Source organism: Streptomyces sp. NPDC086549 (assembly GCF_044746205.1).
GTDB lineage: Bacteria > Actinomycetota > Actinomycetes > Streptomycetales > Streptomycetaceae > Streptomyces.
On record NZ_JBIVBS010000006.1, the window covers coordinates 403752 to 419197 of the forward strand.

Consider the following 15446-nt stretch of genomic DNA (forward strand, 5'->3'; position numbering starts at 1 on the left):
GCTTAGAGTGCCTGCTCAGATCTGCTCAGATCTTCTCGAACGGGTCGTGGTCGGCGAGGAGCTTCTCCAGCCGCGCCTGGTCGACCCGGCTCACGATCTGTCCCGCCTCCTGCCGGTCCCTGATCACCTTGGCGAGGGTGAAGGCGGAGGTGACGAGGTACAGGACCGCGATCGCCAGGAAGGCCCGGACCCAGGCGTCGGTGTCCAGCCGGTAGATGCCGATGGACGTGGCCGCCATGGCGATGGCGAAGGAGGCGACGGCCTGCCCGTAGAACGCGGCCGTACTCTGCTGCTTGACCGGTGTGTCACTCATGGGGACAAGCCTGTCCGGGCACGGCGCCCGGCACATCCGCCGACATACTCAGAGACGTACTCAGAAGGCCGAGACCCCCGTCAGCGCCCGCCCGATGAGCAGCTTCTGGATCTGGCTGGTGCCCTCGTAGAGGGTCATCACCCGGGCGTCGCGCAGGAGCTTGCCCGCCGGGTACTCGTCGATGTAGCCGTAGCCGCCGAAGACCTGCAGCGCGTTGTTCGCGGCGCGGACGGCCGCCTCGGAGGCGAAGAGCTTGGCCTTGGAGGACTCGACGGCGAAGGGCAGTCCGCGGTCGATCAGGTCGGCGACCCGCCAGGTCAGCAGCCGGGCCGCGTCCACGTCGACCGCGATGTCACTGATCAGCTCCTGCACCAGCTGGTGGCGGGCGATGGGCTTGCCGAACTGCTCGCGCTCGCCGGCGTACCGCACGGCCGCGTCCAGCGCGGCCTGGGCTATGCCGACACAGCCCGCGGCGACCGACATGCGCCCCTTGGCGAGCGCGGACATGGCGACCGTGAAGCCCTTGCCCTCGGGCGCCAGCATCGCCGACGCCGGCACCCGGACGTCCTCCAGTACCAGTTCGGCGGTGGCCTGGCCGCGCAGGCCGAGCTTGCCGTGGATGGGGTTCCGGGTCAGGCCCGGGGTGTCGGTGGGCACGAGGAAGGCGGAGACGCCATTGTGGCCGGGGGCGTCCGTGGAGCGGGCGAAGAGCAGCACGACATCGGCCCAGGTGCCGTTCGTGATGAACATCTTGGTGCCGTTGATGACGTAGTCGCCGCCGTCGCGCACGGCCCGTGTGGAGAGGTTGCCCGCGTCGGACCCGGTCCCCGGCTCGGTCAGGCCGAAGCAGCCGACGTACTCCCCGGACGTCAGGCCCGGCAGCCACTGCCGTTTCTGCTCCTCGCTCCCCCAGGCCGCGACGGACTTCGCCACGAGGCCGAGGGAGACGGACACGATCCCGCGGGCCGAGGAGTCACCCCGGCCCAGCTCCTCCGTGACCAGGCAGTACGCCAGGTGGTCACCGCCCGAGCCGCCGTACTCCTCGTCGATGGTGAGCCCCAGGAAACCGACCTCGCCAAGCTTCTTCACAAGGCCACGGTCGACCTCCTCGGCCCGGTCCCAGGCGACCACGTTGGGGGCGATCTCCCGCTCCACGAAGTCCCGGGCGAGCTGCCGGACGGCGGTCTGCTCCTCGCTGAGCTCCAGGTTCACGACGAGATCACCCCACAGATGACGGAACACACAACGGACACACGGTGGACCTTGAAAACTGTACATTTAAATTAGCACTGCTAGTTTCCAGATGCAGCCCTACTATGTGCGCCATGGCCCGACCGCGCAAGCCCCTTCTCAGTACCGACCGGATCATCGAGACGGCACGCGAGCTCGTGGACGCGGAGGGCCTGCCGGCCGTCTCGACGCGCCGGCTCGCCGCCGAGCTGGGGGTGAGCGGCCCCTCGCTCTACAACCACTTCCGCACCAAGGACGAGATCCTGGAGGCGGTCGCGGACTCCGTCAGCGCCCAGGTCGACCTGTCGATGTTCGAGGGCGGCCGGGACTGGCGCACCGCGCTGCACGACTGGGCCGTCTCCTACCGGGCCGCCCTGCGCGACCACCCGAACATCGTCCCGGTCCTCGCCCGCGGGCCCGGCCGCCGCCCCGCCGGGCTGCGGCTCGCCGACGCCGTGTACGGCGCGATGGTCGGCGCCGGGTGGCCGCCCGGGCAGGCCACGTCCATCGGCGCTCTGATGCGGTACTTCATCATGGGCTCCGCGCTCGGGTCGTTCGCCGGGGGCTTCGTGGACGACGAGAGCGCGTACGATCCCGCCGACTACCCCCACCTCGGCCAGGCCCACCTCCTCGCCGAGCAGCAGGAGAAGATCGACGAGCGGGCCTTCGAGACGGGGCTGACGGCGCTCCTCGACGGGCTGGCGCAGCAGTACGCGCAGGTCGGGCCGGCCGCGTAGCCACACTTCGGCGCCCGCCGAAGTGTCCGTGCCGCATCCTGGGACGCATGACCACCGAGGACCCACGGGCGAGGGGCCTGGCGGCGCTGGCAGCGCTGTTCGCGGACGAGACGCGGGCCGCGTGTCTGCTGGCGCTGCTGGACGGGCGAGCCTGGACGGCCGGCGAGCTGGCCCGGCACGCGGGCGTCGCCGCGTCCACGCTGAGCGAGCACCTGAGCAGGCTGGTCTCGGGCGGGCTGCTCGCCGAGGAACGGCAGGGGCGGCACCGGTACGTACGGCTGGCCGACGCCCGGGCGGCGCAACTGATCGAGGACCTGGCCACGCATGTCGCGCCGGAGGCCCGGCGCCCGCGCACCCTGCGGGAGTCCACCGCGGGGTCCGCCATGGCCCGCGGCCGCACCTGCTACGACCACCTCGCCGGCCGGCTCGGCATCGTGCTCGCCGACGCGCTGACCGAACGCGGCCTGCTCCGGCAGGACACGGGCTTCGCGCTCACGGAGGCGGGCCTGGACTGGTTCGGCTCGGTCGGTATCGCCCTCGACCGCGCAGGGCGCCGCCCACTTGCCCGGGCCTGCCTCGACTGGACCGAGCGCCGACCCCACCTCGCGGGCGTCGCGGGCGCGGCCCTGTGCCGCCACGCCCTGGATGCAGGCTGGTGCGTACGCATCGGCTCCGAACGCGCGGTGAAGGTGACTCCGCCGGGCGAGCGGGTGCTGTCCGAATTGCTCGGCATCGAGACGGGGGCACTGCGCTGAGCCCGGCCGGCCTACGGCTCCCGATCGTCCCGTCCGAAATTCGCGAGCCCCCGGCTCTCCCTCCTCCTAGCCTCAGGAGCATGATGAACGCCTCCTCGTCCCGCCCCCAGCTGCTCGCCGCCGGTGCGGCCACCGTCAGCGTCGTGCTGTGGGCCTCCGCCTTCGTGTCGATCCGCAGCGCGGGGGGCGCGTACTCGCCGGGCGCCCTGGCGCTCGGGCGGCTGCTGGCCGGGGTGCTGGCGCTGGGCGTGATGTGTCTCGTACGGCGGGAGGGGTGGCCGCCGAGATCGGTGTGGCGCGGGATCGCGATATCCGGGCTGCTGTGGTTCGGGTTCTACATGGTCGTCCTGAACTGGGGCGAGCAGCAGGTGGACGCCGGTACCGCGGCCCTGGTGGTGAACATCGGCCCGCTGCTCATCGCCCTGCTCGGTGCCCGGCTGCTCGGCGATCCGATGCCGCCGCGGCTGCTGGCGGGCATGGCGGTGTCGTTCGCGGGCGCGGTGACGGTGGGGCTGTCGATGTCGGGCGGGGACGGCTCCTCGGTGCTCGGCGTGGTGCTGTGCCTGCTCGCGGCGGTGGCGTACGCCTCCGGTGTGGTCGCCCAGAAGCCCGCCCTCGCCCACGCGAGCGCGCTCCAGGTGACGACCTTCGGGTGTCTCGTCGGAGCCGTGGTGTGTCTGCCGTTCGCCGGGCAGCTGGTGCACGAGGCCGCCGACGCACCGGTCTCCGCGACGCTGAACATGGTGTACCTGGGCGTCTTCCCGACCGCGCTCGCCTTCACGACCTGGGCCTACGCCCTGGCCCGGACGACGGCCAGCCGCATGGGCGCGACGACGTACGCCGTGCCCGCGCTGGTCGTGCTGATGTCGTGGCTGGCGCTCGGCGAGGTGCCGGGGCTGCTCACACTGGCGGGCGGGGCGCTGTGCCTGGCGGGCGTGGCGGTGTCGCGCTCCCGGACGCGGGCCCGGACGTCCCGGGTCGCGGCTCCGGAGCCGCGACCCGAGCAGGTCTCCTGACCGTCGGAACACAACAGGTCTCCTGACCGTCAGAACACGACCAGCGCGCGTCCGCCCTTCCCCGCCAGCATGTTCTCGAACGCGGCCGGGATCCCTTCGAGGGAGATCCGCTCCGTCACCAGCGCGCCCAGGTCCAGCCGGCCCTCCCGTACGTGCTCGGCGAGCACGGGCAGGTCCCGGGCCGGGTCGGAGTTGCCGTACACACAGCCGGACAGGGTCCTGCCCCAATGGAAGAGCTCCAGGGCGTTGAAGGTGACCTGCTGGTCCTTGCCGCCGATGCCGACCACGGTCGTCCGGCCGCCGCGGCGCGTCGACTCCCAGGCGGCCCGGATGCTGACCGCGCGGCCCACGCACTCGACGGAGACGTCGACGCCCTGCTTGCCGGTGAGGGCACGGATCTCCCGGGGCGTGTTCTCGGAGGCGACGACGAAGTCGGTGGCGCCGGCCCCGCGCGCCAGCTCCTCCTTCTCCGGGGAGACGTCGACCGCGACGATCCGCTCGGCGCCCGCGATCCGGGCCGCCTGGAGGGTGGCGAGGCCGACTCCGCCCGCGCCGAACACCGCGACCGTCTCACCGGGCCGTACCCGCGCCGAGTGGTGGACGGCGCCGTAGCCGGTGAGGACGGCGCAGCCGAGGAGGGCGGCGTCCGCGAGGGGCACTCCCTCCGGCAGGGGCAGCACGCAGGAGGCCGCGACCACCGTCTCCTCGGCGAACGCGGCGACGTTGAGGCCGGGGTGGAGGTCGGTGCCGTCCACGGTGCGGGCGTAGACGTCGGCCGCCCCGTTGAGCGCGTTGGTGCACAGCCAGACCTCGCCGAGCGAGCAGGCGTGACAGCTCCCGCAGGACGGAGCCCAGTTGAGGACGACCGGGGAGCCCGGCGCCACATGGGTGACCCCGTCGCCCACGGCGACGACCGTGCCCGCGCCCTCGTGCCCGAGGACGGCCGGGACCGGCACCCGCATGGTGCCGTCGGACAGGGACAGGTCGGAGTGGCAGACCCCGGCGGCGGCAAGGCGGACCCGGACCTGGCCGGGGGCCGGGTCGGGCAGGTCGATCCCGGTGATCTCCAGCGGGGCGCCGATGGCGGGCAGGACGGCGGCACGTACGGCCATGACTCGGAACTCCCTTAGAACTGGAGGGACTTGGTCTGGAGGTACTCGGCGAGTCCATGCGCGCCGAGTTCCCGGCCCACGCCGGACTGCTTGTACCCTCCGAAGGGGGCCAGCGGGTTGAAGCGGCCGCCGTTGATGTCGACCTGGCCGGTGTCCATGCGGCGGGCGAAGGCCACCGCCTCCGCCTCGTCCCCGGCCCAGACGGCGCCCGCGAGGCCGTAGACCGTACCGTTGGCGATGCGCAGGGCGTCCTCCTCGTCCTCGTAGCGCAGGATCGTGAGGACCGGACCGAAGATCTCCTCCTGCGCGACCGTCATCTCCGGGGTGACGTCCGCGAACACGGTGGGGCTCACGAAGTAGCCCGACTCGCGCGGGGATTCGGCGCCGCCCGCGACCATCCGCGCGCCCTCGGCGAGGCCCTTCTCGATGTAACCGCGCACCCGGGCCCGTTGCTTGCCGCTGACGACCGGGCCGATGCGGTCGCCGTACTTGGCGGCGGCGGCCGCGGCGAGTTCCACCGCCTCCTCGTACCGGTCGGTGTGCACCAGCATGCGTGTCCAGGCACTGCACGTCTGGCCGGAATTGGACATCACGTTGGCGACGCCGACGTTGACGGCCTTGGCGAGATCGGCGCTGGGCAGGATGACGTTCGCCGACTTGCCGCCGAGCTCCAGGGCGACCTTCTTGACGGCCGCGCCCGCCACCGCGCCGATCCCCCGGCCGACCGCCGTGGAGCCGGTGAAGGAGACCAGGTCGACGCCCGGGTGCTCGGCGAGTGCCTGGCCGGCGACCGGGCCGAGGCCGGTGACCAGGTTGAACACACCCGCGGGGATGCCCGCCTCGTGGACCGCCTCGGCGAAGAGCTGGGCGGTGAGCGGGGTGTCCTCGGCCGGCTTCAGCACGATGGTGCAGCCCGCGGCCAGTGCCGGGGCGACCTTGGCGACGATCTGGTGGAGGGGGTAGTTCCAGGGGGTGATCGCACCGACCACGCCGACGGGTTCGTGGTGGACGGTCGAGTTGCCGACCTTCTCCTCGAAGGCGTGGGTCGCGGCGAGTTCGGCGTAGGAGCCCGCGACCGCGATCGGCACGCCCACGTGGACGGCCTGCGAGAACGGGAGCGGTGAGCCCAGCTCCGCGGTGACCGTCTCGGCGATCTCGTCCTTGCGGGCCACGAGCACGTCCCTAAGGGCGGTCAGGCGTGCGGCGCGCTCGGCGGGCGGGGTCGCGGCCCAGGCCGGGAGGGCAGTGCGGGCGGCCCGTACGGCGGTGTCGACGTCCAGGGCGGTGCCCGCCGGGACGCGGCCGATGACCTGCTCGTCGGCCGGGTTCACGACCTCGATCACCTCCGGGCCCGCGGCGGGGCGCCAGGTGCCGTCGATGTACAGGCCGTCGTGTGCCTTCATGCTGCTTCCTCCCGGCGGGGCTGCGTCGTCCGACCGACAAACTAACGGCGTTAGTTTTCCGGCGCCAGACGGGACCGGACGTTCCGGGACGGCAGAAGCCCGTGATCCTTGCGCAGCCCCATCCCTACTGGGCTCACTCCTCCAGGTCGGGCAGCCGCGCCGGGGACGGACAGATGCGTTCGCCGTGCTGGTCGAAGACGAAGAGGTGAGCGATGTCGACGAGGAGGGGGACCTGCATGCCGTGGCGGAGCCGGATGTCCGGGGTGGTGCGCACGACCAGGTCGCCGGGCAGCCGGCCCTCCGGAGGCGCCGGTTCGGGGTCGGCGTCCGCCGGGTGCTCCAGGACCACCACCGGCCCGGCGCGCAGGGCACCGGCCCGCTCCCTGAGCCGGTCCAGGACCGTCGGCCCCTCGCGACGGCGGCGGCGCCGCGCAGGGCGGGGGGACGGGCGCGGGGCCTCCAGTTCCGGTACGAAGGCGGGGCGGGAACCGGTGTTGAAGTGGACGAGGACCTCGTGGCCCTGGAACTCCACGTGCTCCACCAGCCCGCTGATCGGCACCTCGCCGGGCCTGGCGGAGGCGGGCTTGGCGATACGGACGGCCTCCGAGCGCAGCCCCACGATCACCTCGCGGCCCTGCTGCACGCGCAGCAGCCGGTGGTCCAGGCTGAGCGGTTCGGGCAGGCGCAGGGCCTGCTTGCCGAGGCTGATCGTCATCGCTCCGTCCAGCGGCGCACGGACGAGTCCCTGCAACAGGTTGATGCGGGGGGTGCCGATGAAGGCGGCGACGAAGACGTTGCGCGGGAGCGCGTACACCGAGCGCGGGGTGCCGACCTGCTGGAGCACTCCGCCGCGCAGCACGGCGACCCGGTCACCGAGCGACATGGCCTCGGCCTGGTCGTGCGTGACGTAGACCGTGGTGACTCCCAACTCCCTGGTGAGCCGGGAGATTTCGGTCCGTAAGTGGTTGCGGAGCTTGGCGTCGAGGTTGGACAGCGGCTCGTCCATCAGGAAGGCGGAGGGATGGCGGGCGATGGCCCGGCCCATGGCGACGCGCTGGCGTTCGCCGCCGGAGAGCTGGCTGGGGTAGCGGTCGAGGAGGTCCTCGATGCCGAGCATGCGGGAGGTGGCGTCCACCCGCGGCCGCGGGTCCGCGCCGGGAGCCTCGATCCGCAGCGGGAAGCCGATGTTGTCCCGGCTGGTCATGTTCGGGTAAAGAGCGAAGTTCTGGAAGACCATCGCGATGTCCCGGTCGGAGGGCTGCAGGTCGTTGGCGTACTCGCCGTCGAGGAGGAGTTCGCCCTCGTCGATCTCCTCCAGTCCGGCGATCATCCGCAGCACGGTGGACTTGCCACAGCCGGAGGGCCCGAGCAGCACGAGGAACTCCCCCGGCGCGATGTCCAGCGACAGCCGGTCCACCACGCGGACGCCTCGCGCGTAGGCCTTGCTCACGTCGTGCAGGGAGATGGCGCGTGTCATGGCTGATGCCCCCGGGGGCTGTGCAGAGCGCTGGTGCCGCTGCTCCGTGGTCGAAGGCCTCGTGCGGTCGTACGGGGCCTGTGAGTCACGGAAGTTAACGGAATGTACGCGGCCGGGGGAAGACACGTACCCGGATACCTGGGCGACGGAGCGTTGCCCGACAGTGGGTCGAACAGACTGCCACGCCGGCAATCAGCACAGAACTCCAGGTCACGACGTTGCGGTGAGTTCGACCGGCACGCCGTTGAGGACCGCGTTGCCCGACAGGGGGTCGAGCAGGCTGCCGTCGAGGAGCTGGTTCACGTTGACGCCGGGCTCCAGGGCCGCATGGCTCATACGGGTTCCGGGGCGGTCGTGGCCCCAGCCGTGCGGCAGGCTCACCACACCCGGCCGGACGCCGTCGGTGACCTCGGCGGGGGCGACCACCTCTCCCCCGGCCCCCTTCAGCCGTACGTCCGCCCCGTCGCGCACGCCCAGGCGTTCCGCGTCCTCGGGGTGGATGTGGAGAGTGCAGCGGTTGGTGCCGCCGGTGAGGGCGGGCACGTTGTGCATCCAGCTGTTGTTGGAGCGCAGATGACGGCGGCCGACGAGGACGAGCCCGTCGGGGCGGTCGGCCAGCGCCTCCCGCAGCCGGGGCAGGTCGTCCGCGATCGGCCGCGGCAGCAGTTCCACCTTGCCGCTCCTGGTCTTCAGCGGCTGCGGCAGCCGCGGGCCCAGCGGGCCGAGGTCGATGCCGTGCGGGTGGGCGAGCAGCTTCTCCAGGGTCAGCCCGTCGGGTCGTACGCCGAAGCCGTCGCCGTAGGGCCCGAGGCGCAGCATCATGTCGAGCCGCCGCTCGGGGCCGGTGTCGCCGGTGAGCTGTGCGGCGAGCTCCTTCGGGTCCCTGCCGTGCACGGGCGAGTGTTCCTCGCGGACCGCCTTGCCGAGGGTCTGGTCGATCACCATCGCGTCGACGGCCGCCGGGTCGGCGCCGTGCATGCCGCTCGCGGCCAGGATCAGCCGGGCCAGGATCTCGGACTCGGCCATCCGGCCGGGCTCCAGGGGGACGACGGGGCGGGTGTAGCGGACCTGGTTGCGCACCGCGAGGGTGTTGAAGGCGAAGTCGTGGTGCGGGCTCTGCGAGGGCGGCGGCGGGGGCAGGACGACGTGTGCGTGACGCGAGGTCTCGTTCAGGTACGGGTCGACGCTGACCATGAAGTCGAGGGAGTCCAGGGCCTTGTCGAGCCGGGCGCCGTCGGGGGCGGAGAGCACGGGGTTGGCGGCCACGGCGATGAGGGCGTGGATCGGCTCGCCCTCATCGGTGGCGGTGTCGATCTCCTCGGCGAGCGCGGAGAGCGGCAGCTCGCCCTTCGCCTCGGGGTGCCGGCGCACCCGGGAGTGCCAGCGGCCGAGGGCGAATCCGTGGCCGGGACCGGCGGGCCGGGGTGTCCTGTCGGTGGCCGCCTGCGGGAAGAGGGCGCCGCCGGGCCGGTCGAGGTTGCCGGTGAGGATGTTGAGGACGTCCACGAGCCAGCTGGCGAGTGTGCCGTGCGGGACGGTGCAGCTGCCGATGCGGGCGTACACGGCGGCGGTCGGGGCGGCGGCGAGTTCGCGGGCCAGGGCGCGGATGGTGTCCGCGTCGAGGTCGCAGGCCTCCGCCGCGGTCTCGGGGGTGAAGTCCCGTATCGCGTCCCGGAGTTCGTCGAGCCCTTGCACGTGCGGGGCCAACTCGGCGAGCTCGACGCGTCCTTCCTCGAAGAGCACGTGCGCCATCGCCGCGAGCAGCAGCGCGTCGGTGCCGGGGCGGATCGCTATGTGCCGGTCGGCGAGTCTGGCGGTGCGGGTGCGGCGCGGGTCGATGACGGTCAGGGTGCCGCCGCGCGCCTTGAGCGCCTTGAGCTTGCCCGGGAAGTCGGGGGCGGTGCACAGGCTCCCGTTGGACTCCAGGGGGTTCGCGCCGATGAGGAGCAGGTGGTCGGTGTGGTCCAGGTCGGGGACGGGGATGGCGTTGGCGTCGCCGAACAGGAGCCCGCTGGAGACGTGCTTGGGCATCTGGTCGACCGTGGAGGCGGTGAACAGGCTGCGGGTGCGCAGGGCGCCGAGCAGGACCGTCGGGTAGAGGGCGCCGGCCATGGTGTGCACGTTGGGGTTGCCCAGGACGACACCGACCGAGTCGGGTCCGTACCGCTCGACGACCGGCCGCAGGCCCTCGGCCACCGCGTCGAAGGCCTCCTCCCAGGTGGCCTCGCGCAGCTCGCCGTCCTTGCGGACGAGGGGGGCGCGCAGCCGGTCCGGGTCGCCGTCCACGGCGCCGAAGGAGGCGCCCTTGGGGCAGATGAACCCCTTGCTGAACACGTCGTCGCGGTCGCCGCGGGCGCCGGTGACGCGGGTGCCCTCGATGGTGAGGGTCAGCCCGCAGGTGGCCTCGCACAGGGGGCAGATTCGCAGGGCGGTGCGGGACACGGGTCCTCCCGGGGAGCGGCGGCGCGGCGACGGTGGCGCACGGACACGGCTGAGCATACCGACCGGTATGCCCAATGGGGAGGGCTCTCGGCGAGCGGTCCGGAAAGGGGCGGTGCGGTGACGGTTCAGGTCCTGGCTCGGGTCATGGCTCGAGTCATGGCTCGAGTCATGGTTCAGTCCAGCACCCGCGCCAGATAGGCCCGCAGCAGCTCCCGTGTCTCGGCGATGATCGCCTCGTCGCCCTGCTGGTCCACCCGGAAGGCCAGGTGGACCAGCGTGTCGGCGGTTTCCACGGCGACCAGGAAGGTGCGGCGCAGATCGTCGTCCGGGGTGCGGCCGAGGTAGCCGGAGAGCAGGTCGGTGAGGCGGTCGGCGACACGGTGGTTGGGCTCGGCGTGGCGGGCGCCGACCGGGATCTGGTTGCCGAAGTCGACGAGGGAGAAGCCGGGGGCGGTGCGCTTCATGGCCAGGTACTCGTCGAGCACGGCGTCCATCGCCGCCCGCCAGTCCCCGCGCCGCGCGTCCCTCAGCCGCTGGGTGACGCGCTCGGCGTACCGCTCCAGATTGCGCTGGGCGAGCGCGTCGGCCATCTGCCGCTTGTTGCCGAAGAAGCGGTAGACCGAGCCGATGGGAACGCCGGCGCGCAGCGCGACGGCCCGGGTGCTCAGGGCGTCGTAGCCGACCTCGTCGAGGAGGTCGGCGCAGGCGTCGAGGATCCTGGTCAGCCGTTCGGCACTGCGCCGCTGGACGGGCGCTCGGCGAAGCGATGTCGCGTGGGGCACGGGCTTCATGATGCCTTTCCGCCGGGGTCCGGTGAACCTCGCCCCAGAGTACGGAAGAAGGTGGCCGATGCACTCATAGCGCTGGGGTCCCCACGGCGGTCGAGGAGCTCGTCGCGTCGCTCTCGGCCGGCGCGGGCGCGGGCGTGGCCGTGGACGCGGTCTCCGCTCCCGACGCCGTGATGTCGGCCGTGCTCTCGACCGGCCTGCCGTGCACGGCCCACACCGTGCCGTCGTCGGCGTAGAGGCGGGCCGTGACGTGGTGGGTGCCGTGCGGGACGAGGCGGGCGGCGAGGCGGTAGCCGGGGCGGCGGAGCCGGGTGACCAGGTCGCCGTCCACGAAGAGGTAGGCCAGGCCGCGCCCCGCCACCGGCTCGGCCTTCACGCCGGCCGGTGAGAAGCGGAAGTCGCGGACGGTCAGCCGTACGTCCCAGCTGCCGCCGGCGTCGGGCGTCACCTCGACGCCGACGCCGGGGGCGTGGCTCCTGCCGACCTGACGGTAGCGCCGTCCCCGCTCGTCCGTCCGGTCGAGGAGTTCGCCCACCGGCGAGGCCGACACCCGGTCGCCCCCACGTTCGCGCGCCTCACCCGATCCGCAGCTCGCCGTTCCGGCCGGCAGCAGGACGCAGACCGCGAGGGCGGCGAGAAGTCCACGCGTCCACGGCATGCCCGGGAGGCTAGAACACCGTTCGCACGGCGGAATCCCCCTGAAGTCTGGTTCTCACCGGCCCCCGGGTGGAGATCGCGAGACCCTCTTGCGCCCGCGAAAACGCAATCCTACGGTGTTACATAGGAATCGGGTTCGCAAGGGAGCGATCATGAGCGGGGACGCGCGGAAGACCGCCGAGGGACTGGCCTACCTCTCCGGATTCGGCAACGAGCACGCCTCGGAGGCGGTGCCGGGCGCCCTGCCCGAGGGCCGCAACTCGCCGCAGCGGGCACCGCTCGGGCTGTACGCCGAGCAGCTCAGCGGGTCGGCGTTCACCGAGCCCAGGGCGCACAACCGCCGCTCCTGGCTGTACCGCGTCCGCCCCTCGGCCGCACACCCCGCGTTCTCCCGCACCGACAACGGCGCGATCCGTACGGCGCCCTTCACGCAGACCGTGCCCGACCCGAACCGGCTGCGCTGGAACCCGCTGCCCGAGCCGCCCCCCGGGACGGACTTCCTCGCGGGCCTGTGGACCCTGGGCGGCAATGGCGATGCGACCCAGCGCGCCGGCATGGCGGTGCACCTGTACCACGCCAACGCCTCCATGGACCGCGTCTTCAGCGACGCCGACGGGGAACTGCTGATCGTCCCGGAGCACGGCGGGCTGCTGCTGCGCACGGAGTTCGGGATGCTGCACGCGGAGCCGGGAGAGGTGGCGCTGATTCCGCGTGGGGTGCGGTTCCGTGTGGAGCTGCTGGACGAGGGTGCCCGCGGTTATGTGTGCGAGAACTACGGGGCACCCTTCCGGCTGCCCGACCTCGGACCGATCGGCGCCAACGGTCTCGCCAACGCCCGCGACTTCCGGGCACCCGTCGCCGCCTACGAGGACGTCGAGGGCCCGGTGGAGGTGGTGAACAAGTTCTGCGGCAACCTGTGGACGGCGACGTACGACCACTCGCCGCTCGACGTCGTCGCCTGGCACGGCAACCACGTTCCGTACGTGTACGACCTGCACCGTTTCAACGTGATCGGTACGATCTCGTACGACCACCCGGACCCGTCGATCTTCACGGTCCTCACGTCACCGTCCGACACCCCGGGCCTGGCCGGCGTCGACTTCGTGGTCTTCGCGCCGCGCTGGCTGGTGGGCGAGGACACCTTCCGGCCGCCGTACTTCCACCGGAACGTGATGAGCGAGTACATGGGGCTCGTCGAGGGCGCCTACGACGCGAAGGCTGAAGGCTTCGTGCCGGGCGGGGGATCGCTGCACAACATGATGTCGGCGCACGGGCCGGACCGGGAGACGTTCGACCGGGCGAGCGCGGCCGAACTGCGGCCGCAGAAGATCGACGACGGCCTCGCGTTCATGTTCGAGACACGCTGGCCGGTGACGCTCACGCCCCACGCGGAGCGGGCGGAGCACCTCCAGCAGCGGTACGACGACGTGTGGCAGGGCCTGGAGCGGCATTTCCGCCCCTTGCACTGAAGATTCCAGACAGGTACGGATGGCCCCGTGACCTCCTTCGCCCCGGACTCGATCGTCCTGAACCGCAAGCTGCCGCTCTGGTACCAGGTGTCGCAGTCGCTGCGCGCCTCGATACTCGGCCGCTCGCCCCAGGACCCGCTGCGCCTGCCCACCGAGGAGCGGCTGGCGGAGCACTACGGCGTGAGCGTGCTGACCATGCGGCAGGCGCTGAAGGAGCTGGAGGACGAGGGGCTGATCAGCCGTCACCGTCGGCGGGGCACGTTCATCGAGCCCGGTGTGCTGCGGGGCGCCCCCGTGCGGCTGCTGGGCTCGGTGGACGCCATCGTGGCCCAGCAGTCCGGCATGACGACCGAACTGCTGGACCACGCAAAGGTGCCCGTGCCGGCCGAACTCGCCGAGTACTTCCCGGACCTCGCGGAGGTGGCGACGTACCACCGGCTGCGCCGCGACGAGAAGACCGGCGAGCCGACCAACCACGCCCGCAACCACGTCCGCCCCGAACTGGCCGCGCGCATCGACCTGGACGACCTGGTGCGCTGGCCGATGACCAAGGTGCTGCGGGATGCCGTCGGGGCGGACATCAGCCGCATCACGGACACCGTGGAGGCCCGGCTGGCCGATCCGGACACCGCACGACTGCTCCAAGTCCCGCTGCTCAGCCCGATCCTGCACTACACGGGCGTGACGTATGACGTGGACGGCCGGGTCCTCGACGTGGCGGTCATCCACTACCGGGGCGACCGCTTCTCCTTCACGGTGACCCTGGACGCCACCTGACCCGCCGCGCGCCACCAGGTCGTACCATGCCCACCGTGACGAACGACGACGCTCCGCTGCTCGCGGACCTCATGCCGTGGTCCGTCGCACCCTTGCGGCCGGGCCGCGCCTGGCCGACGGCGCCCGAGGCGGCCTCCCTGAGGGCCCGCTGGGACGCCCTGCTGAAGGCCGACGGCCCCGACCGGGAGGCCCTGTTCGAGCCGACGCGCTCGCGCACCCTGCACTCGTCGGTGGGGCAGCTGCCGGGCCGGCCGAGCGGCACGGGGAAGCTGGTGCGCGCCTCGGGCCCCTGCCCGGAGCCGGTACGCGTCCTGGCCGCCCCCTTCGACGAGCAGTGGCTGATCCCCGACCACCGGCTGATCGACACGGCACGCCCCGAGCTGTGGCGGGTGGCGGACGAGCACCAGGTCTTCGCCGTGGAGTCGATCGCCGACGCCCCGGGCCCGCCGCTGCTGGCGACGTCGCTGCCACCCGTCCTCCGATCCGGCCGCATCCGCCCGCTGTACCGCCGCCCCGGCGGCACGGAACCCAATCTGGCGCCGGGACTGCTGGAGCACCTGGGCGGCCGTCTCAGCCTGTCCCCCGGCCCGCTGGACGTCCTGGCGTGGACCCTGGCGACCGTGCGCCCGGATCTCACGGTCCCGCTCACCTCGGACGCCGGACTCTGGTCCCGGGGCGTGGAGTCGGGCCGCCGCATGCTGTGGCTGATGCGCCGCGACGGCGAACGCCCCAAGCTGCCGGGCGGCCGCCGCCCGTACGTCCGCGCCCCGCTCCCGTCCCTCCCCCACTCTCGACTTCGCTCGAGCGGGGGGACCCCCATCCTCACCGTGCACTACGACCGCGACGAGGAGGCCCTCCACCTCGACGAGGGCCGCGTCTCTCCGGTACCGCCGGCGGCCTGGGACTTCGAGGTCGCCGGGGTACGCGTCCTGGAACAGTGGTTCACGGCCCGCACCACACCCGCCGAGCCGGGCACCCTGGCCGCGATCGGCCCGGCCACCTGGCCCCAGACCCGCACGTCGGAGCTCCTGGAACTGATCACGGTCCTGTCCCTGCTGGCGGAACTGCGCCCCCAGCAGGCCGAGTTGCGGATGACGGCCCCGATCACGGCCACGGACCTGCGCACGGCGGGCGTACTCCCGGTCCCGGAGTCGGCCCGCAGGCCGGCCTCGGTACTGGACCACCACGAGGAGGGCCCGGAGGGCCAGTTCGCGCTGCTGTGACCCCCACCGGCCACGCCAGGCGGGTCCGGTGCGGTTCGGCAGCGCCC

Annotated in this window: 14 protein-coding genes; 6 read left to right on the plus strand and 8 right to left on the minus strand. The window is 72.5% G+C overall.

Annotated features, from left to right (window positions below):
• Positions 1 to 25: 25 nt before the first annotated feature.
• Entirely contained in the window at positions 26 to 313 is a 288-nt protein-coding gene (locus ACIPSA_RS22100; protein WP_363296629.1) for a YiaA/YiaB family inner membrane protein, read from the minus strand.
• Between the two features lie 60 nt (positions 314 to 373).
• Complete coding sequence (locus ACIPSA_RS22105; protein ID WP_402637546.1) at positions 374 to 1525, minus strand: acyl-CoA dehydrogenase family protein; 1152 nt, start codon at positions 1523 to 1525, stop codon at positions 374 to 376.
• 113 nt (positions 1526 to 1638) lie between these two features.
• Between ACIPSA_RS22105 and ACIPSA_RS22110 the strand changes: the two genes are divergently transcribed.
• From ACIPSA_RS22110 to ACIPSA_RS22120, 3 genes are all read left to right on the plus strand, one after another.
• Entirely contained in the window at positions 1639 to 2280 is a 642-nt protein-coding gene (locus tag ACIPSA_RS22110) for a TetR/AcrR family transcriptional regulator (protein ID WP_402637548.1), read from the plus strand.
• Between the two features lie 47 nt (positions 2281 to 2327).
• Positions 2328 to 3035 (plus strand): ArsR/SmtB family transcription factor, encoded by a 708-nt coding sequence (locus ACIPSA_RS22115; RefSeq protein ID WP_402637551.1) that lies wholly within the window; start codon positions 2328 to 2330, stop codon positions 3033 to 3035.
• A gap of 80 nt (positions 3036 to 3115) precedes the next feature.
• Positions 3116 to 4051, plus strand: coding sequence for a DMT family transporter (locus ACIPSA_RS22120; protein WP_402637553.1), 936 nt, complete (start codon positions 3116 to 3118; stop codon positions 4049 to 4051).
• Positions 4052 to 4080: 29 nt separating this feature from the next.
• Here ACIPSA_RS22120 and ACIPSA_RS22125 read toward each other — a convergent pair whose 3' ends face one another.
• The 6 genes from ACIPSA_RS22125 to ACIPSA_RS22150 all read right to left on the minus strand — a co-directional run bounded on the left by ACIPSA_RS22125 (position 4081) and on the right by ACIPSA_RS22150 (position 11931).
• Positions 4081 to 5163, minus strand: a complete 1083-nt coding sequence (locus ACIPSA_RS22125; RefSeq protein ID WP_402637555.1) for a Zn-dependent alcohol dehydrogenase — start codon at positions 5161 to 5163, stop codon at positions 4081 to 4083.
• 14 nt (positions 5164 to 5177) lie between these two features.
• Positions 5178 to 6566: an aldehyde dehydrogenase family protein gene (locus ACIPSA_RS22130; RefSeq protein ID WP_402637557.1), complete on the minus strand. Its 1389-nt coding sequence runs from the start codon at positions 6564 to 6566 to the stop codon at positions 5178 to 5180.
• A 133-nt stretch (positions 6567 to 6699) separates the two neighbouring features.
• Positions 6700 to 8043 (minus strand): ABC transporter ATP-binding protein, encoded by a 1344-nt coding sequence (locus tag ACIPSA_RS22135; RefSeq protein ID WP_402637559.1) that lies wholly within the window; start codon positions 8041 to 8043, stop codon positions 6700 to 6702.
• 210 nt (positions 8044 to 8253) lie between these two features.
• Complete coding sequence (locus ACIPSA_RS22140; RefSeq protein ID WP_402637561.1) at positions 8254 to 10485, minus strand: molybdopterin oxidoreductase family protein; 2232 nt, start codon at positions 10483 to 10485, stop codon at positions 8254 to 8256.
• A gap of 173 nt (positions 10486 to 10658) precedes the next feature.
• Positions 10659 to 11276: a TetR family transcriptional regulator gene (locus ACIPSA_RS22145; protein ID WP_402637563.1), complete on the minus strand. Its 618-nt coding sequence runs from the start codon at positions 11274 to 11276 to the stop codon at positions 10659 to 10661.
• A gap of 64 nt (positions 11277 to 11340) precedes the next feature.
• Entirely contained in the window at positions 11341 to 11931 is a 591-nt protein-coding gene (locus ACIPSA_RS22150; RefSeq protein ID WP_402637565.1) for a hypothetical protein, read from the minus strand.
• 151 nt (positions 11932 to 12082) lie between these two features.
• Between ACIPSA_RS22150 and hmgA the strand changes: the two genes are divergently transcribed.
• Genes hmgA through ACIPSA_RS22165 form a run of 3 tightly spaced genes read left to right on the plus strand, consistent with a single transcriptional unit; the run spans position 12083 to position 15399 of the window.
• The gene (gene hmgA, locus ACIPSA_RS22155) at positions 12083 to 13399 is read left to right on the plus strand and encodes a homogentisate 1,2-dioxygenase (protein WP_402637567.1); all 1317 of its coding nucleotides are present in this window, start codon (positions 12083 to 12085) and stop codon (positions 13397 to 13399) included.
• Between the two features lie 27 nt (positions 13400 to 13426).
• A complete protein-coding gene (locus tag ACIPSA_RS22160) occupies positions 13427 to 14176 on the plus strand; it encodes a GntR family transcriptional regulator (RefSeq protein ID WP_402637569.1) in 750 nt (249 codons plus the stop codon).
• Between the two features lie 26 nt (positions 14177 to 14202).
• Positions 14203 to 15399, plus strand: a complete 1197-nt coding sequence (locus ACIPSA_RS22165; RefSeq protein WP_402637571.1) for a type ISP restriction/modification enzyme — start codon at positions 14203 to 14205, stop codon at positions 15397 to 15399.
• Positions 15400 to 15446: the final 47 nt, after the last annotated feature.

What these genes read in the sequence shown, in the direction of transcription:
- ACIPSA_RS22100 (WP_363296629.1), bottom strand. Translation starts at nt 313, where the DNA reads ATGAGTGACACACCGGTCAAGCAGCAGAGTACGGCCGCGTTCTACGGG.
- ACIPSA_RS22110 (WP_402637548.1), top strand. Translation starts at nt 1,639, where the DNA reads ATGGCCCGACCGCGCAAGCCCCTTCTCAGTACCGACCGGATCATCGAG.
- ACIPSA_RS22115 (WP_402637551.1), top strand. Translation starts at nt 2,328, where the DNA reads ATGACCACCGAGGACCCACGGGCGAGGGGCCTGGCGGCGCTGGCAGCG.
- ACIPSA_RS22120 (WP_402637553.1), top strand. Translation starts at nt 3,116, where the DNA reads ATGATGAACGCCTCCTCGTCCCGCCCCCAGCTGCTCGCCGCCGGTGCG.
- ACIPSA_RS22125 (WP_402637555.1), bottom strand. Translation starts at nt 5,163, where the DNA reads ATGGCCGTACGTGCCGCCGTCCTGCCCGCCATCGGCGCCCCGCTGGAG.
- ACIPSA_RS22130 (WP_402637557.1), bottom strand. Translation starts at nt 6,566, where the DNA reads ATGAAGGCACACGACGGCCTGTACATCGACGGCACCTGGCGCCCCGCC.
- ACIPSA_RS22135 (WP_402637559.1), bottom strand. Translation starts at nt 8,043, where the DNA reads ATGACACGCGCCATCTCCCTGCACGACGTGAGCAAGGCCTACGCGCGA.
- ACIPSA_RS22145 (WP_402637563.1), bottom strand. Translation starts at nt 11,276, where the DNA reads ATGAAGCCCGTGCCCCACGCGACATCGCTTCGCCGAGCGCCCGTCCAG.
- ACIPSA_RS22150 (WP_402637565.1), bottom strand. Translation starts at nt 11,931, where the DNA reads ATGCCGTGGACGCGTGGACTTCTCGCCGCCCTCGCGGTCTGCGTCCTG.
- hmgA (WP_402637567.1), top strand. Translation starts at nt 12,083, where the DNA reads ATGAGCGGGGACGCGCGGAAGACCGCCGAGGGACTGGCCTACCTCTCC.
- ACIPSA_RS22165 (WP_402637571.1), top strand. Translation starts at nt 14,203, where the DNA reads ATGCCCACCGTGACGAACGACGACGCTCCGCTGCTCGCGGACCTCATG.